This is a genomic window from Pseudomonas gingeri (genome assembly GCF_013386115.1).
GTDB classification, from domain to species: domain Bacteria; phylum Pseudomonadota; class Gammaproteobacteria; order Pseudomonadales; family Pseudomonadaceae; genus Aquipseudomonas; species Aquipseudomonas gingeri.
Map to the genome: position 1 here is coordinate 542,704 of NZ_JACAOR010000007.1, position 15,700 is coordinate 558,403.

Below are 15,700 nucleotides of genomic sequence, written 5' to 3' on the forward strand. Positions count from 1 at the left end.
CCCCGGCGCTGGCGCCATAAAACCAGCATGCTAGAATGCCGCGCGCATCAAACGATGCCATGCCTGTCATCTTTATCTGACAGACGCACGAGGAAGCTTGCGCTGTATTGCCAGTCACCTTGAATCAAGATTGCCCGATACGCGCCAGGATTTATGAGACTCAAGCCCTTCCCCCTACTGCTTTTGTTCCTGCTCGGTCTGCCCGGCCTCGGCCTCGCCACCGAAAAGACCGTGTATGGCCTGAACGAGTATGCCAACCTGGTCGGGATCGACCTGGAAGTCGCGGCCAAGCTCGACACCGGGGCCAAGACCGCCTCTCTCAGCGCCCGCGACATCAAGCGCTTCAAGCGCGACGGCGAAAGCTGGGTACGCTTCTACCTGGCCATCGACGCGGCCCATTCGCATCCCATCGAACTGCCGCTGGCCCGTGTCAGCAAGATCAAGCGGCGCTCCGGCGACTACGACCCGGACGAGGACAAGGCCTATACCGCCCGCCCGGTGATTGCCCTGAATGTTTGCATGGGTACGGCTTTACGCAGTATTGAAGTGAACTTGACCGACCGAAGTGCATTCCAATACCCGCTTCTGATTGGCTCAGAGGCGCTCAAGCGCTTCGATGCGCTGGTCGACCCCAGCCTTAAATACGCTGCCGGCAAACCCGCCTGCACCGCCGACGCTCAAACCGCCGAGTAATTCGCATGCGTTCTCTTACCCTCCATCTGAAAATCCTCATCGCCGTCCTGGTGGCGCTGGGTATTTCGGTCACGGCCTATCAGATTTTCGTGCTGGGGATTCCGGTCACCGAGGATGCCACGGACGACCTGTGGAACATCGACGCCAAGGTGGAGTTCATCGCCGCGAGCAAGGACCCGGTGAAGATCCAGATGTTCGTGCCACCGCTGAGCCGCGACTACGTCAGCCTCAACGAGAGCTTCATTTCCAACAACTACGGCGTGAGCGTCAATCGCACCGACGGCAACCGCAAGGTCACCTGGTCGGCACGGCGGGTCAGCGGCAAGCAGACCCTGTATTACCGCCTGGTGCTGACCAAGCGCTACACCGGTGAAAAACCCAAGGTCAAGGGGCCGACCTTCCGCGACAGCATGGCCATCGAAGGCCCGGAAAAGATCGCCGCCGAAGCCCTGCTCGCGCCCATCCGCCAGCACTCGGCGGATGTCGAGACCTTCATCGGCGAAACCATCAAGCGGGTCAACAACCTCAACGACGACAACGTCAAGCTGCTGCTGGCGGGCGATCCGTCGACGCCGCACAAGGCGCAGATCATCGAACTGCTGCTGTCCATCGCCCACGTCCCGCTGGAAAAGGTCCACACCATCCGCCTGGTGGCCGACCAGCCGCAGACCCCGGAACTGTGGTTGCGCAGCTTCAATGGCAACGACTGGCTGTACTTCAACCCGGACACCGGCGAACAGGGCCTGCCCAGCGACCGCCTGCTGTGGTGGACCGGCGATGACAACCTGATCACCGTCGAAGGCGGCAAGAAGGCCAGCGTCAATTTCAGCCTGAACAACAGCGAGATGAACGCCATCCGCCTGGCCAAGCTGACCGACGAGAACTCCGACGCCAACTTCCTCGAATACTCGCTCTACGGCCTGCCGCTGCAAACCCAGCAGACCTTCATGATCATGGTGATGATCCCGATCGGCGTACTGGTGATCCTGATCCTGCGCAACCTGATCGGCCTGCAGACCCTCGGCACCTTCACCCCGGTGCTGATCGCCCTGGCCTTCCGCGAAACCCAGCTGGGCTTCGGCATCGTCCTGTTCACCATCATCACCGCCCTGGGCCTGTCGCTGCGTTCCTACCTGGAGCACCTGAAGCTGCAGATGCTGCCGCGGCTGTCGGTGGTGCTGACCTTCGTCGTGGTGCTGATCGCCGCCATCAGCCTGTTCAGCCACAAGCTCGGCCTGGAACGCGGCCTGTCGGTGGCGCTGTTCCCGATGGTGATCCTGACCATGACCATCGAACGCCTGTCCATTACCTGGGAAGAGCGTGGCGGCGGCCATGCGATGAAAGTCGCGATCGGCACCCTGTTCGCCGCCTCCCTGGCGCACCTGATCATGAGCGTGCCGGAGCTGGTGTACTTCGTCTTCACCTTCCCGGCGATCCTGCTGATCCTGGTGGGCTTCATGCTGGCCATGGGTCGCTATCGTGGTTATCGCCTGACCGAACTGGTGCGCTTCAAGGCCTTCCTCAAGGACGACGCCTGATGTTCGGCCTGTGGAAAACCTGGAAGGCCCTGGAAGCCAAGGGCATCATGGGGATCAACCGGCGTAACGCCGACTATGTGCTCAAGTACAACAAGCGCAGCCTGTACCCGATCGTCGATGACAAGATCATCACCAAGGAACGGGCGATCAAGGCCGGTATCCATGTGCCGGAAATGTACGGCGTGATCTCCACGGAAAAGGATATCGACAAGCTCGGCGAGATCATCGGCGGGCGCAGCGACTTCGTCATCAAGCCGGCCCAGGGCGCCGGCGGCGATGGCATCCTGGTGATCGCCGACCGTTTCGAAGGCCGCTACCGGACGATTTCCGGACGGATCATCAGCCATGAGGAAATCGAGCACCAGGTTTCCAGTATCCTCACCGGCCTCTACTCCCTGGGCGGCCACCGCGATCGGGCGCTGATCGAATACCGGGTGACCCCCGACCAGATCTTCAGGAGCATCAGCTACGAAGGCGTGCCGGACATCCGCATCATCGTGCTGATGGGCTACCCGGTGATGGCCATGCTGCGCCTGCCGACGCGCCAGTCCAACGGCAAGGCCAACCTGCACCAGGGCGCCATCGGCGTCGGCGTCGACCTGGCAACGGGCCTGACCCTGCGCGGCACCTGGCTGAACAACATCATTCGCAAGCACCCCGACACCACCAATGCGGTGGACGGCGTGCAACTGCCGAACTGGGACGGTTTCATGAAGCTGGCCGCCGGTTGCTACGAGCTGTGCGGTCTGGGGTACATCGGTGTGGACATGGTCCTGGACCAGGACAAGGGCCCGCTGATCCTCGAACTCAACGCCCGCCCCGGGCTGAATATCCAGATCGCCAACGACTGCGGCCTGACCACTCGCGCCCATGCCGTGGAAGCCCACCTGGAGCAGCTGGCCGCCGCCGGGATCAGCGAAACCCCGGAAGAGCGGGTGCGCTTCGTCCAGGACATGTTCGGCCACGTGCCGCCCAAGGGTGCCTGAACCCATGACTTTGCGGGAGCGGGCTTGCCCGCTCCCACACCAGCAGCATTGCCACATCATGCCCTTCCACAAAGCCACATAAGCCCTTCCCCAAAAAATGTGCGGCCATCGATATGCCCATCACCGACACCCCTCTAGGAGCGACGCCTGCAGGGGACTACAATCGCCGTCCGCGCGCCAAAGGCTGATCCGCCCCGCATGTTGACCTGCTCCGTACACCCGCTGCCCTATTCCCCCGATCCCGCCCGTTATTTCGCGGCGATTCGCCACGCCCCCGGCGCGGTGCTGCTCGACAGCGGCCGGCCGGCCGCCGAGCGCGGGCGTTATGACCTGCTCAGTGCCTGGCCGCTGGAGCAACTGGCGGTCCTGCCGAACGAGCCGGGCCAGGCCTTCCTGCGACGCCTGCGGGACAACCTCGATCGCCTCGGCGAAGCGACCCTGCCCGAGCCTTATGAGCTGCCGTTCGTCGGCGGGCTGATCGGTTATCTCAGCTACGATTTCGGTCGTCATCTCGAAGCGCTGCCCAGCAACGCCCGGGACGACCTGCAACTGCCCGATGCGCGCTTTGGCCTGTACGCCTGGGCGCTGATCAGCGATCACCAGCAGGGCAGCAGCCAACTGGTCTTCCACCCCAGCGTGGCAACGGCCGAGCGTGAACGCCTGATCGATCTGTTCAGCCAGGCTCCGGCGGACGGACACGAGGGGTTCCGGCTGACCACGCCGATGGCCGCGGACCTCGACGCCGAGACCTATCGTCAGGCCTTCGAGCGTATCCAGCAGTACATCCAGGCGGGCGATTGCTATCAGGTGAACTTTGCCCAGCGCTTTCGCGCGACCTGCCAGGGCGACCCGTGGATCGCCTACCGGGCCTTGCGGGCCGCCTGCCCGACACCGTTCTCCGGATTCCAGAGCCTGCCCGACCATGGCGCGATACTGAGCCTGTCACCGGAGCGTTTTGTCCGGGTCAGCGCCGGCCAGGTGGAAACCCGGCCGATCAAGGGTACCCGGCCACGGGGCAAGGATGCCGCCGAGGATGCGGCCAATGCCGCCGAACTGCTGGCCAGTGCCAAGGACCGTGCGGAAAACCTGATGATCGTCGATCTGCTGCGCAACGACCTCGGTCGCACCTGCCGGATCGGCAGCGTGCGGGTGCCGGAGCTGTTCAGCCTGGAGAGCTATCCGAACGTGCACCACCTGGTCAGCAGCGTGACCGGCGAACTGGCCGCCGGCCACGATGCCCTGGACCTGATCGCCGGCAGCTTCCCCGGCGGCTCGATCACCGGTGCGCCGAAGATCCGCGCCATGCAGATCATCGACGAACTCGAACCGACACGGCGCGCGCTGTACTGCGGCTCGCTGCTGTACCTGGACGTACGCGGCGAGATGGACAGCTCGATCGCCATCCGCAGCCTGCTGGTCAAGGATGGCCAGGTCTGCTGCTGGGGCGGCGGCGGGATTGTCGCCGACTCCGACTGGCAGGCGGAGTACCAGGAATCGATCACCAAGGTGAAGGTGCTGCTCGACACCCTGCAGGGCCTCTAGGCTACTAAAGACTCAGGGCGCGGTTCGACGCCTTGAGGAACTCCTGCTTCAAGTCGGCAAAGCTGTGCACCGCCGGGAACTGCGGGAACTCGCGGATTACATTGGCCGGTGCATGGAACAGGATGCCCACGTCCGCCTCGCCGAGCATGCTGGTGTCGTTGTACGAATCACCGGCGGCGATCACCCGGTAGTACAGGCTCTTGAACGCCAGCACCGACTGGCGCTTGGGGTCTTTCTGGCGCAGCTGGTAATTCACCACCCGCCCCGTGTCATCGGTGACCAGGCGGTGGCACAACAAGGTGGGGAAACCCAACTGGCGCATCAACGGCTGGGAAAACTCATAGAAGGTGTCCGAGAGGATCACCACCTGGAACCGCTCACGCAGCCAGTCGACGAACTCGACTGCGCCGTCCAGCGGCTCGAGGGTGCCGATCACTTCCTGGATATCCGCCAGCTTGAGGCCGTGCTCGTCGAGAATCCGCAGGCGCTGCTTCATCAGGACGTCGTAGTCGGGAATATCCCGGGTGGTGGCCCTGAGCGATTCAATACCGGTTTTTTCAGCGAAGGCGATCCAGATTTCCGGAACCAGGACACCTTCCAGGTCGAGACAGGCAATTTCCACAGCACACTCCTTGATTGGGCAAACAGCCGGTTGCGCCAGCGGATCGGCGCAACCGGCACTCTAGCGGCTCATTCCCGGCGCCGCAACGCAGCGCAGCCGGCCCGCGTCCGCAGGATTTTGTTACTATTGCCGTCTATATGAGCGCAAAGCGCCACTGACTGTAGGAACCGCCTGATGAGCCAACCGTTCGACGTCGCTGAACTTGCCGCGACATACGCCAACAAATCCGCCCAGGACATCCTCAAGCTGGCCTTTGCCCAGTTTGGCGACGACCTGTGGATATCTTTCAGCGGTGCCGAGGACGTGGTGCTGGTGGACATGGCCTGGAAGCTGAACAAGAACGTCAAGGTCTTCAGCCTCGACACCGGTCGCCTGCACCCGGAGACCTATCGTTTTATCGATCAGGTCCGCGAGTTCTACAAGATCGACATCGAGCTGGTGTCCCCCGACCACAGCCAGCTCGAACCCTTCGTCAAGGAAAAGGGCCTGTTCAGCTTCTACAAGGACGGTCATGGCGAGTGCTGCGGCATCCGCAAGATCGAACCGCTGCGGCGCAAGCTGTCCGGCGTGACGGCCTGGGCCACCGGCCAGCGTCGCGACCAGAGTCCGGGCACCCGCAGCCAGGTGGCGGTGCTGGAAATCGACAGCGCCTTCTCGACCGCGGAACGTACCCTGTACAAGTTCAACCCGCTGGCACAGATGAGCAGCGAGGAAATCTGGGGCTACATCCGCATGCTCGAACTGCCGTACAACAGCCTGCACGAACGCGGCTTCATCAGCATCGGTTGCGAGCCCTGCACCCGCCCGGTACTGCCCAACCAGCACGAGCGCGAAGGTCGCTGGTGGTGGGAAGAAGCCACCCAGAAGGAATGTGGCCTGCACGCCGGCAACCTGATCGCCAAGAACTGAAGCGCAGCTTCAGGATCGTATCCCGCACCCATGAAAAAGCCCCGAACCAGTCGGGGCTTTTTCCTGTCCGGGTGACTCAGTGCACCGGCAGCTCGACGCCGTCGAACAGCTCTTCGAGTTCCTGCTTGTTGTGGCACTGGATGGCCTTGGCCATGACTTCGCGGGTCAGGTGCGGCGCGAACTTCTCGATGAAGTCGCACATGAAGCCGCGCAGGAAGGTGCCGCGACGGAAGCCGATCTTGGTCACGCTGGACTCGAACAGCTCGCTGGCGTCGAGTACCACCAGGTCCTTGTCGAGCACCGTGTCGACCGCCATTTTCGCGACGATCCCGACACCCAGGCCCAGGCGCACGTAGGTCTTGATCACGTCGGCGTCGGCGGCGGTGAACACCACTTTCGGGGTCAGGCCACGATGGCTGAAAGCCTCGTCCAGCTTGGAACGCCCGGTGAAACCGAACACGTAGGTCACGATCGGGTATTCGGCCAGGGTTTCCAGGGTCAGCTTCGGCAGCTTGGTCAGCGGATGCCCCTGGGGCACCACCACGCAGCGGTTCCAGCGATAGCACGGCATCATCACCAGGTCGCCGAACAGTTCCAGCGCCTCGGTGGCAATCGCGAAATCCACGGTACCGTCAGCGGCCATCTCGGCGATCTGCATCGGCGAACCCTGGTGCATGTGCAACGCGACGTCCGGGTACTGCTTGATGAAATTGCTGATCACCGGCGGCAAGGCATAACGCGCCTGGGTGTGGGTGGTGGCGATCGACAGGGTGCCCTTCTTTTCGTTGGAGAATTCCTGGGCGATCTGCTTGATGCTCTCGACCTTGCGCAGGATCTCGCCGGCGGTGGTGATGATCCGCTCACCGGCCGGCGTGACGCGGGTCAGGTGCTTGCCGCTGCGGGCGAAAACCTCGACGCCCAACTCGTCTTCGAGCAGGCGGATCTGCTTGCTGATACCCGGCTGTGAGGTGTAGAGGCTTTGGGCCGTCGCGGAGACGTTGAGGTCGTGGTGCGCCACTTCCCAGATGTAGCGCAGTTGTTGAAGCTTCATATGTATCCCTCAAAGCAGGTAGACGCCACAGGCAGCAGCGGCGATATATAACTATATGAATGGTTTGAAGAATAAATCTAGAACTTTTTTATCAATTCGTCGAATTTCCGGCTCAGCTATCGCTGTGCCGACGACGCTGCAACAGCGGCACGAGATAGACCGGCACCTGGGACAACTGCAGGACCCGCGCGGCGGTACGCCCCAAGTGTGCCTCCGCCCCGGTGCCATGACTGTGACTTCCGACAATCAACAGATCGACCGCCAGCTTTTGCGCCTGGGCAAGAATGACTTGTGAAGGATCCCCCTGGATCACCTGGACCGACTGGATCATCGCCAGGTCCTGCTGCCCTTCCCCCAACTCCTCGCGAAAGCTGTCCAATACCCGTTGCTCGATATTGGCCATCACGGTGTTAAGACCCTGGCTGTGCAATTCGTTCAATGCCTGCTCATCCAGGTAACTCTGCAACACCGACTCCGCGAACAAACCCATGGGTTCGACAGCATGCACTACATATAAGTCAGCCTTGAACGTTCGTGCCAGCCCGAGCGCATGCTGCATGACGTAAGGCGCATACAGGCCGAGGTCGGTGGCATACAGCATCGAACGAATCATGGGGGCCTCCTCGAGTGCCAGGATGGCGGAGATGGATTGAGCTTAGCAGCGCGTCGGGGAGTTCGGCGCCCTGCTGGTCGGGCTAATCCGGCAGCCGTTGCTCGTTGCTGATGCCATGGGGTACATGCCCGGTCGCGACCACTTCGCGGGCCTTCTCGCAATGCCCGGCCTGGTCGTCGAAAAACACATCGGCGGCGAACGCTTCGAGGAACGCCGACTTTTCCAGGCCACCGAGGAACAGCGATTCGTCGAGGCGGATATCCCATTCGCGCAACGTACGGATCACCCGTTCATGGGCCGGCGCGGAACGAGCCGTGACCAGGGCGGTACGGATCGGACAGGTCTCGTCGGGGAACTCGCGCTGCAACAGATTGAGCGCCGCCAGGAAGCCCTTGAACGGGCCGCCGCGCAACGGCTCGCGCGCCGATTCGCGCTCGCTGGCCTGGAACGCCTCCAGGCCACCCAACTGATAGATCCGCTCCGACTCATCGGAGAACAGCACCGCGTCACCGTCGAAGGCGATCCGCAGTTCGCCGCTGGCGGCACGCCGGGCGCCGCCGGAAAGGATGGTCGCCGCGGCGAAACCGGCGTCGAGGGCACTGCGCACATCCTCGGCGTGGGTCGACAGGAACAGGTGACAGCCAAAGGCCGCCAGGTACGGATAAGGGCTGCGGCCACCGACAAACGCCGCCCGGGAAATATCCAGGGCGTAATGCTGGATCGAGTTGAAGACCCGCAAGCCGGTGTCCGCGCTGTTGCGCGACACCAGCACCACCTCGACCCGGGCGCGACCGAGGCTGGCATTCAGGCTCAGGAGTTTCTTCACCAGGGGAAAGGCATCGCCCGGTTCGAGGATCTCTTCCTCATGCTCGATCTGGTATTTGCGATAGGCCTCGACCCCCTGCGCCAGATAGACCTTGTGGCTTTCACTCAGGTCGAACAGCGCCCGCGACGAAATCGCCAACACCAGCTTGTCACCCAGGCCCTTTGCCATGCTTTCTCTCCTGGCCGTTTCAGCCGTTGTGCGCGTCGATGAAATCCAGGGCCTGGTAGAGCGCGCGGATCCTGGGCAGCTCGCACCCGGCTTCCCGGGCGGCGGCCAGTGGCCGGGCATACACCGCCTCCAGTTCCAGCGGGCGCTTGTGCAGGAAATCGTGGTACATGCTCGGCCAGTAGTCCGGCATCTTTTCCGTGACCTTGAACAGGTGCTCGGCATAACCGCCGGGCAGGACATGACCGCAGGCCTCGGCGCCCTGCACCACTTCCGCCATCAGTGCCTGGATCAGCTCGCGGCTGCTGGCATCGCTCATCAAGGGCGTGGTGCTGGCCCGCAGCAACACCGACAGGCCGTTGTAAGGCACGTTCCACACCAGCTTCTGCCAGCGCGCCTGCTGCAGGTTGGCCATGGCCTGGGACTCGATGCCGGCCTCGCGGAACAACCGCGCGCCCTCCTCGACCAGTGCCTGGCGAGCGCTTTCATCCTCGCGCAACGGACCGCTGTGATAACCGATGTTCACGGCGCCGAGGGCCTGGTGCACGACAGCGCCGGGGCCGCTGCGGTGTACACAGATGAAACACAGGCCGCCGAGCAGATGCAGCGAATCGGGCAACAACGGGCGCAACTCCTCCTCGACTTCCAGGCCGTTCTGCAACAGCAGGACCCTGGCGTCCGGTGCCGCGGCCTTGGCGATCAGCGGGGCGAGACTGGCATTGCTGGTGGTCTTGGCCCCCACCAGCAACCAGTCGCAGGGCGGCATGTCGTCGGCCGAGGCGTAGGCCTGGACCGGATCCAGGTGCAGCGGGCCATGGACGGCGCTGTCGATATGCAGGCCGCCGTCGGCCACCGCCGAGAACTCGCTGCGCAACAGAAAGTGCACGTCGAAGCCGGCACGCGCCAGCATCACACCGTAGAACCCGCCGATGGCGCCGGTCCCGATAATGCCGACCCGCGGCCTGGTCACTGAAACTGTCATGGCGACTCCTTACTGGGAAAGCTGTCGTGATTCGAGAAAACTCAATGCCTGGAGCAGTGTCTGCGTCCGCGGCATTTCGCAGCCGGCCTGCCGCGCGGCGGCCAGCGGGCGCGCGTAGATCGCCTCCAGCTCCATGGGTCGACGGCGCCGATAATCGTGGTACATGCTCGGATGATAATCCGGGACCCTGGCCGCCATGTACATCAACTGCTCGATGAATCCCGGCGGCAACGGATAGCCGCAAGCACTGGCGGCCTCGGCCACTTCCTCCATCAGGCCCTGTACCAGGGCCCGGCTGTCGGGGTCGGCCATCATCCGTTCGGTGCCGCTGTCGAGCAGGACCGACAGGCCGTTGGTGGCAATATTGAGCACCAGTTTCTGCCAGCGCGCCTGCTGCAGGTCATCGATCACCCATGACTCCAGCCCGGCCCGGCGAAACAGCCCTGCCGCGGCTTCCACCACCGCTCGCCGTGCCGGCTCGTCCGCCGCCGGACCGCTGTGATAGGCAATGTTGACCCCGCCCATGGCCTGATGCACCACCACGCCGGGGGACTCGCGATGCACGCAGTTGAGGCACAGGCCGCCCAGCAGGTGCAACTCGTCGGGCAGTGCCAGGCGCAACCGCTCCTCGACCTCCAGGCCGTTCTGCATCAGCAGGATGCCCGCTCCGGGCGCGGCGATATCGGCCAGCGATGCCAGCAACCGCGGATCGTCCAGCGCCTTGGTGCAGATCAACAGCCAGTCGCAGCGCGGCAGGTCCTGCGCGGCGACATAGGCCTGGACCGGATTGAGGATCAACCGGCCATGGATCAGGCTGTCGAGGAACAGGCCATGGGCAGCCACCTGTTGAAATTCGCTGCGCAGCAGAAAGTGCACATCGAAACCGGCGCGGGCCAGCATCACCCCGTAGAAAGTACCGATGGCCCCCGTACCGATAATACCGATGCGCGGGGAAGCCACGTGCTCTGTCATGGCAACTCCTCTGGAATGCCGGCCAATGCCCGTTCCAGGCCTTCGGCAAGCGCGTTCAAGGTCAACCGGCAACGCAAGGCGCCGTAGAACTCGCCATCCCTGACCACGAACAGCGCCGGCAGGTGAAACACTTCATAACGCTGGACCAGCCCGCCGTTGTCACCGGCATCGATCCAGCACAGGCGCTCCACCGCCAGTCCCAGGCCCGGCAATACTTCGCGGGCGAAACGGCAGGAAGCGCAGCCGACACTGGTGAAGATAACCAGGGAAACACCTGGCAGGGCCAATAAATTCCGGTCCGCGTCAAAATCGGACAACTCCAGTCCCTTCACTATACTGGGGGGAAGTTTTTGCGGTGACCCGCACAGGGAGTCGTTTGTCATGGTGCGTTTTCTACCTCATCCCGTAGACGTTCCAGTAAAACTGACCTTGCTTGAACATTCCTGCATTTCCCGCCATCGGTTGCGAACCCTCAGCCTCGGCGGCATCGCCTGCCCCTCTCCGCGGGCCTGGCGGCATGGCTCGGCCCTGGAAATGTGCATTCCGAGCCTGGGCGAAGCCGCATGTTACTCCGGCTACGTGGCCTGGTGCCTGAAACGCAAGCATGCGTTTCTGGTGGGCATCGCCTTTGTCGACGAACAGACCCTGTTCGGCGCCCGCATGAGCGAACAGATCTGCCAGATCGAACGCTACCGGCGGGTGCGCGAACAGCAGAATGCCCAGCCGCAGAATATCGAGGCGATTGCCCAGGAATGGGTGCAGCAGCATGCCAGCGATTTCTCCCACGCCAGCCTCGAACAGCCATTTATAAGGGCTTTACTGGATTAAACAGGCCGCTGCCCATTGCCCGGCCACGGTCTAACGCGCTAAGGTTCCGCTCCCCGACACGCTCAATCGCTGTGCTCCGCCGCGCGGGGCTGGCGGCCGGCACCTGTGACCTGACGAGTAACACGATGGCTGATTTACCGATCAACGACCTTAACGTCGCCTCCAACGAGACGCTGATCACGCCCGATCAGCTCAAGCGTGACATTCCCTTGAGCGAGGCTGCCCTGCGCACCGTGACCAAGGGCCGCGAGGTGATTCGCAATATTCTCGATGGCACGGACCATCGCCTGTTCGTCGTTATCGGGCCCTGCTCGATCCACGACATCAAGGCCGCCCACGAGTACGCCGAGCGCCTCAAGGTGCTGGCCGCCGAAGTCTCCGACAGTCTGTACCTGGTGATGCGTGTCTATTTCGAGAAGCCGCGGACCACGGTCGGCTGGAAAGGCCTGATCAACGACCCTTACCTGGATGACTCGTTCAAGATCCAGGACGGCCTGCACATCGGTCGCCAGTTGCTCCTGGACCTGGCCGAGATGGGCCTGCCCACCGCCACCGAAGCCCTTGACCCGATCTCGCCGCAGTACCTGCAGGACCTGATCAGCTGGTCGGCCATCGGCGCGCGCACCACCGAATCCCAGACCCACCGTGAAATGGCCTCCGGCCTGTCCTCGGCAGTCGGTTTCAAGAACGGCACCGACGGCGGCCTGACCGTGGCGATCAACGCCCTGCAGTCGGTTTCCAGCCCGCATCGCTTCCTCGGCATCAACCAGGAAGGTGGCGTGTCGATCGTCACCACCAAGGGCAATGCCTACGGTCACGTGGTCCTGCGCGGTGGCAACGGCAAGCCGAACTACGACTCGGTGAGCGTCGCGGTCTGCGAACAGGCCCTGGCCAAGGCCAAGATCAAGGCCAACATCATGGTCGATTGCAGCCACGCCAACTCCAACAAGGACCCGGCCCTGCAGCCGCTGGTGATGGAGAACGTCGCCAACCAGATCCTCGAAGGCAACCAGTCGATTATCGGCCTGATGGTCGAAAGTCATCTGAACTGGGGCTGTCAGGCCATTCCGAAAGACCTCGCCGACCTGCAATACGGCGTGTCCATCACCGATGCCTGCATCGACTGGGAAAGCACCGAGAAAACCTTGCGCAGCATGCATGCCAAGCTCAAGGATGTGCTGCCCAAGCGCACACGCAGCTGATGGCGGATTGATCTGCCGCACACAAAAACGCCGGGCAATGCCCGGCGTTTTTGCAGGTGTTCGATTGACTCAGATCTTCGCGGCGTGCCGCTGATGACGTTCCATGTAGCGCTCTACATAAGAGCAGGAAGGAATCACCGTATACCCCATGCGATCGGCGTACTCGAGCGCCTGTTCGGTCAGGGCCGCCGCAATGCCTCGGCCACGCAACGCGTTGGGCACGAACGTGCGGTAGATATCCAGGGTCTGCTTACCCAGGTCCATATAGGTCAGGTAGGCACGATGACCGTCCACATTGGTCTCGAACTGATGACCAGCCTGGTCATGGTGGATGGACAACGCCTCGCTCATCACTACTCCTCGCGGGTCTTGGTATTCGACCCTACCTTACCGATCTTTTTCCGGCGAAGGAACCACTACGCCACCCCGTGCCGATTTGGACAACGAGAAAAGCCGACCGCTCCCTGAAAAACCGAGCACGTATCAAATAGTAGGCACCCTTGGCCCAAATGCTCAAGACACGCTCGTCACGTGCTCTATCACCGCTTCGATGATAGCGCGGCCGAACACACCCTTTGGGTGGAAAACCTGAACACGGGCTGAAGATTGCCGGAATGTTGTGCTGTTATGACGAGCGCCCTTGGTTAAAGTCACTTTTCATTTAGCAAAAGAGCCTCCCCCGCCGCGACGACGGTAGAGAGCAAGAGTCATCCGCTACTGTTAGAACGACTCTTAGATGCACACTGGCGACACGTCACTGATGGCACACTAGTGCACTTGAAGATCGCACAATGCGCTCAGAACAGGGTCTACAGCTGCATATTTTTTATACAGGATCATGAAAAGTTAGCTGAAAAATATTCAGCATCAAGAATTTTTTTTGCTTCTTGCGTTACGTCAGTTTACTTACTACAAGTAATGGGTAGTATGTACGCCGGCTATTTCCTCACTCTGGGGTTATGGTCATTAATAGAAAGTCCTTGAAGGGGAACACGATGAACAACGTTCTGAAATTCTCGGCTCTGGCCCTGGCCGCTGTTCTGGCTACCGGTTGCAGCAGCGTATCCAAAGAAACCGAAGCTCGTCTGACTGCTACTGAAGACGCTGCTGCTCGTGCTCAGGCTCGTGCTGACGAAGCCTACCGCAAAGCTGATGAAGCTCTGGCTGCTGCTCAAAAAGCACAACAGACTGCTGACGAAGCTAACGAGCGCGCTCTGCGCATGCTGGAAAAAGCAAGCCGCAAATAATAGTCCCTCGGGGCTGTTATCAAGCCGATCCATCTTTGGATCGGCTTTTTTATGCCCGTGTGTTTTCCATGGCGCATAAAAAACCCGCCCGGACAGCAGTGCCCGGGCGGGTCGATTGAAACCGTTACTGCTGCAGGTCGATCGGCGCGTTCGACACCAGCGGCGCCGCACCCGGCACGGCGATTTCGGTCGGCAGGCCATCTTCGGCAGCGACCACGTCACGCACCTCGTCCCAGTTCACCCGCAGGTTCTTCGCCAGGTCGTCACGCTTGAGCAGGGCGTTGATCACCGCGGTGTGCTTGTCGACCACCGACGGGTTGCCGTTGTCATCCAGCGGCGTGTGCGCCTCCAGGTAGACCTTGCCGCCACTGATGCCGAACTTGTAGGCCTCGTTGATGATCCGTACCGAAGTACCGACCGGCACCATGCCGGCCATTTCCAGCACGTTGTTGTTGAACATGCGGAAGCAGCCGTGGCTGGTCCGGGTACCGATACCGAACTTCATGTTCGAACCATGGATCAGGTAGCCCGGCGTACCGAGGGTGAACTTGAACGGCCCCAGCGGGTTGTCCGGACCGGCCGGCACCACGTTGGGCAGCGGATCGCCGTTGGCGGCGTGTTCGGCCTTGATCGAGGCCGGCGGCGTCCAGGTCGGGTTCGGCGTCTTGGCGGTAATGGTGGTGTGGGCGATCGGCGAGCCCCAGCCCTCGCGCCCGATCCCCAGCGGGAAGGTGTAGACCACGTTCCGGCCTTTCGGGAAGTAGTACAGGCGATACTCGGCCAGGTTGATCACGATGCCTTCGCGCGGCCCCGGCGGCAGGATGAAGCGGGTCGGCAGGACGATATCGGTGCCCGCCCCCGGCAACCAGGCATCGACGCCCGGGTTGGCCGCGACCATCTCTGAATAGCCCAGGTCGTAGGTGGTGCCCAGGTCGGCAAAGGTATCTTCATACTTGGCCTTGATCACCTGGACCTGGCCGACGATGTCCTCGCCCGGTGGTGGCAGCGGCAATTCCAGCGCGCTAACGGGACCCGCCGCGCACAGGGCGGCAATGGACAGGCAACGGGTGACGGCAGGAAAGCGCGACAACATCCGGGAAATCCTTCGCATGATCAACGGAAAAATAAAACGCGATTGTACACCGACGCCGCCCCGCAGCGGGAGGTCGTCCCCGAGGACATTAGCAGCGCTTCAGCTGGCAGACAGGCAGGTTTTACAGTTCGAAACGCAATTCCGGCCAGATCGGCGGCGTACCACGCTTCTGCGATTCGAGAATCGCCCGGCACAGCGGGCACAGGCGCTGGTCGCGGAAGATCGACTTGTCCACCCCCGACCAGCGTGGCTGCGCGGGCAACAAGGTGCCGCAGAGCGTCCGATCGGCGGAGCCGCCCAGCTCCAGCTGACGCGTGACCAGGTGCACCCGCACTTCCTGGCAGGCGAACAGATCCAGCTGTTCGTCGGGTTCGATCAGTTGATAGGCAAATAGGGACCAGGCGGGACGCTGCATCGGGGGCTCCAGATCG

The 15,700-nt window shown here is 62.3% G+C and carries 18 protein-coding genes; 8 read left to right on the plus strand and 10 right to left on the minus strand.

Translation table 11 applies throughout. The annotated features are described in order from the left end of the window. The first annotated feature begins 153 nt into the window (after positions 1-153). The 4 genes from rloA (at position 154) to pabB (ending at position 4,759) form a co-directional block, all read left to right on the plus strand. Positions 154-693 (plus strand): retropepsin-like aspartic peptidase RloA, encoded by a 540-nt coding sequence (gene rloA, locus HX881_RS14885; protein WP_177085218.1) that lies wholly within the window; start codon positions 154-156, stop codon positions 691-693. Positions 694-698: 5 nt separating this feature from the next. Next, a complete protein-coding gene (rloB, locus tag HX881_RS14890; protein WP_017128038.1) occupies positions 699-2,231 on the plus strand; it encodes an osmotic stress tolerance membrane protein RloB in 1,533 nt (510 codons plus the stop codon). After that, a complete protein-coding gene (locus HX881_RS14895) occupies positions 2,231-3,217 on the plus strand; it encodes an alpha-L-glutamate ligase-like protein (RefSeq protein ID WP_017128037.1) in 987 nt (328 codons plus the stop codon). The genes rloB and HX881_RS14895 overlap by 1 nt, the downstream gene beginning before the upstream one ends. Positions 3,218-3,415: 198 nt before the next feature. Continuing rightward, entirely contained in the window at positions 3,416-4,759 is a 1,344-nt protein-coding gene (pabB, locus tag HX881_RS14900) for an aminodeoxychorismate synthase component I (RefSeq protein WP_177085220.1), read from the plus strand. Between the two features lie 4 nt (positions 4,760-4,763). Here the strand turns inward: pabB and thrH are convergent, their stop codons facing one another. Further along, entirely contained in the window at positions 4,764-5,381 is a 618-nt protein-coding gene (gene thrH, locus HX881_RS14905) for a bifunctional phosphoserine phosphatase/homoserine phosphotransferase ThrH (RefSeq protein ID WP_017128035.1), read from the minus strand. Between the two features lie 174 nt (positions 5,382-5,555). On the opposite strand from thrH, the gene HX881_RS14910 reads away from it, so the two are divergent. Then, positions 5,556-6,290 carry a phosphoadenylyl-sulfate reductase gene (locus HX881_RS14910; protein WP_177085222.1) on the plus strand — a complete coding sequence of 245 codons (735 nt, stop codon included), beginning with the start codon at positions 5,556-5,558 and terminating at the stop codon, positions 6,288-6,290. A 76-nt stretch (positions 6,291-6,366) separates the two neighbouring features. Here HX881_RS14910 and cysB read toward each other — a convergent pair whose 3' ends face one another. The 6 genes from cysB to HX881_RS14940 all read right to left on the minus strand — a co-directional run bounded on the left by cysB (position 6,367) and on the right by HX881_RS14940 (position 11,282). Next, on the minus strand, positions 6,367-7,341 hold the full coding sequence (gene cysB, locus HX881_RS14915) for an HTH-type transcriptional regulator CysB (RefSeq protein ID WP_017128033.1): 975 nt from the start codon (positions 7,339-7,341) through the stop codon (positions 6,367-6,369). 112 nt (positions 7,342-7,453) lie between these two features. After that, a complete protein-coding gene (locus tag HX881_RS14920) occupies positions 7,454-7,954 on the minus strand; it encodes a universal stress protein (RefSeq protein WP_017128032.1) in 501 nt (166 codons plus the stop codon). 82 nt (positions 7,955-8,036) lie between these two features. Beyond that, the gene (locus tag HX881_RS14925) at positions 8,037-8,948 is read right to left on the minus strand and encodes a 5'-nucleotidase (RefSeq protein ID WP_017128031.1); all 912 of its coding nucleotides are present in this window, start codon (positions 8,946-8,948) and stop codon (positions 8,037-8,039) included. 19 nt (positions 8,949-8,967) lie between these two features. Then, entirely contained in the window at positions 8,968-9,927 is a 960-nt protein-coding gene (locus tag HX881_RS14930; protein WP_017128030.1) for a putative 2-dehydropantoate 2-reductase, read from the minus strand. Between the two features lie 9 nt (positions 9,928-9,936). Then, the gene (locus HX881_RS14935) at positions 9,937-10,899 is read right to left on the minus strand and encodes a putative 2-dehydropantoate 2-reductase (protein ID WP_103032960.1); all 963 of its coding nucleotides are present in this window, start codon (positions 10,897-10,899) and stop codon (positions 9,937-9,939) included. Then, positions 10,896-11,282, minus strand: a complete 387-nt coding sequence (locus tag HX881_RS14940; protein ID WP_042936157.1) for a YbbN family protein — start codon at positions 11,280-11,282, stop codon at positions 10,896-10,898. The genes HX881_RS14935 and HX881_RS14940 overlap by 4 nt, the downstream gene beginning before the upstream one ends. On the opposite strand from HX881_RS14940, the gene HX881_RS14945 reads away from it, so the two are divergent. Both HX881_RS14945 and HX881_RS14950 read left to right on the plus strand, forming a co-directional pair. Beyond that, complete coding sequence (locus HX881_RS14945; RefSeq protein ID WP_042936155.1) at positions 11,281-11,727, plus strand: PilZ domain-containing protein; 447 nt, start codon at positions 11,281-11,283, stop codon at positions 11,725-11,727. The genes HX881_RS14940 and HX881_RS14945 overlap by 2 nt on opposite strands. Before the next feature lie 125 nt (positions 11,728-11,852). Next, positions 11,853-12,929: a 3-deoxy-7-phosphoheptulonate synthase gene (locus tag HX881_RS14950; protein ID WP_017128026.1), complete on the plus strand. Its 1,077-nt coding sequence runs from the start codon at positions 11,853-11,855 to the stop codon at positions 12,927-12,929. Between the two features lie 69 nt (positions 12,930-12,998). On the opposite strand, the gene HX881_RS14955 is transcribed toward HX881_RS14950, so the two are convergent. Further along, positions 12,999-13,280 (minus strand): GNAT family N-acetyltransferase, encoded by a 282-nt coding sequence (locus HX881_RS14955; protein ID WP_017128025.1) that lies wholly within the window; start codon positions 13,278-13,280, stop codon positions 12,999-13,001. A 644-nt stretch (positions 13,281-13,924) separates the two neighbouring features. Between HX881_RS14955 and oprI the strand changes: the two genes are divergently transcribed. After that, positions 13,925-14,176: an outer membrane lipoprotei OprI gene (gene oprI / locus HX881_RS14960; protein ID WP_003448337.1), complete on the plus strand. Its 252-nt coding sequence runs from the start codon at positions 13,925-13,927 to the stop codon at positions 14,174-14,176. 124 nt (positions 14,177-14,300) lie between these two features. On the opposite strand, the gene HX881_RS14965 is transcribed toward oprI, so the two are convergent. Beyond that, a complete protein-coding gene (locus HX881_RS14965; RefSeq protein ID WP_017128024.1) occupies positions 14,301-15,269 on the minus strand; it encodes a L,D-transpeptidase family protein in 969 nt (322 codons plus the stop codon). 121 nt (positions 15,270-15,390) lie between these two features. After that, positions 15,391-15,684: a hypothetical protein gene (locus tag HX881_RS14970; RefSeq protein ID WP_017128023.1), complete on the minus strand. Its 294-nt coding sequence runs from the start codon at positions 15,682-15,684 to the stop codon at positions 15,391-15,393. Between the last annotated feature and the right edge of the window lie 16 nt (positions 15,685-15,700).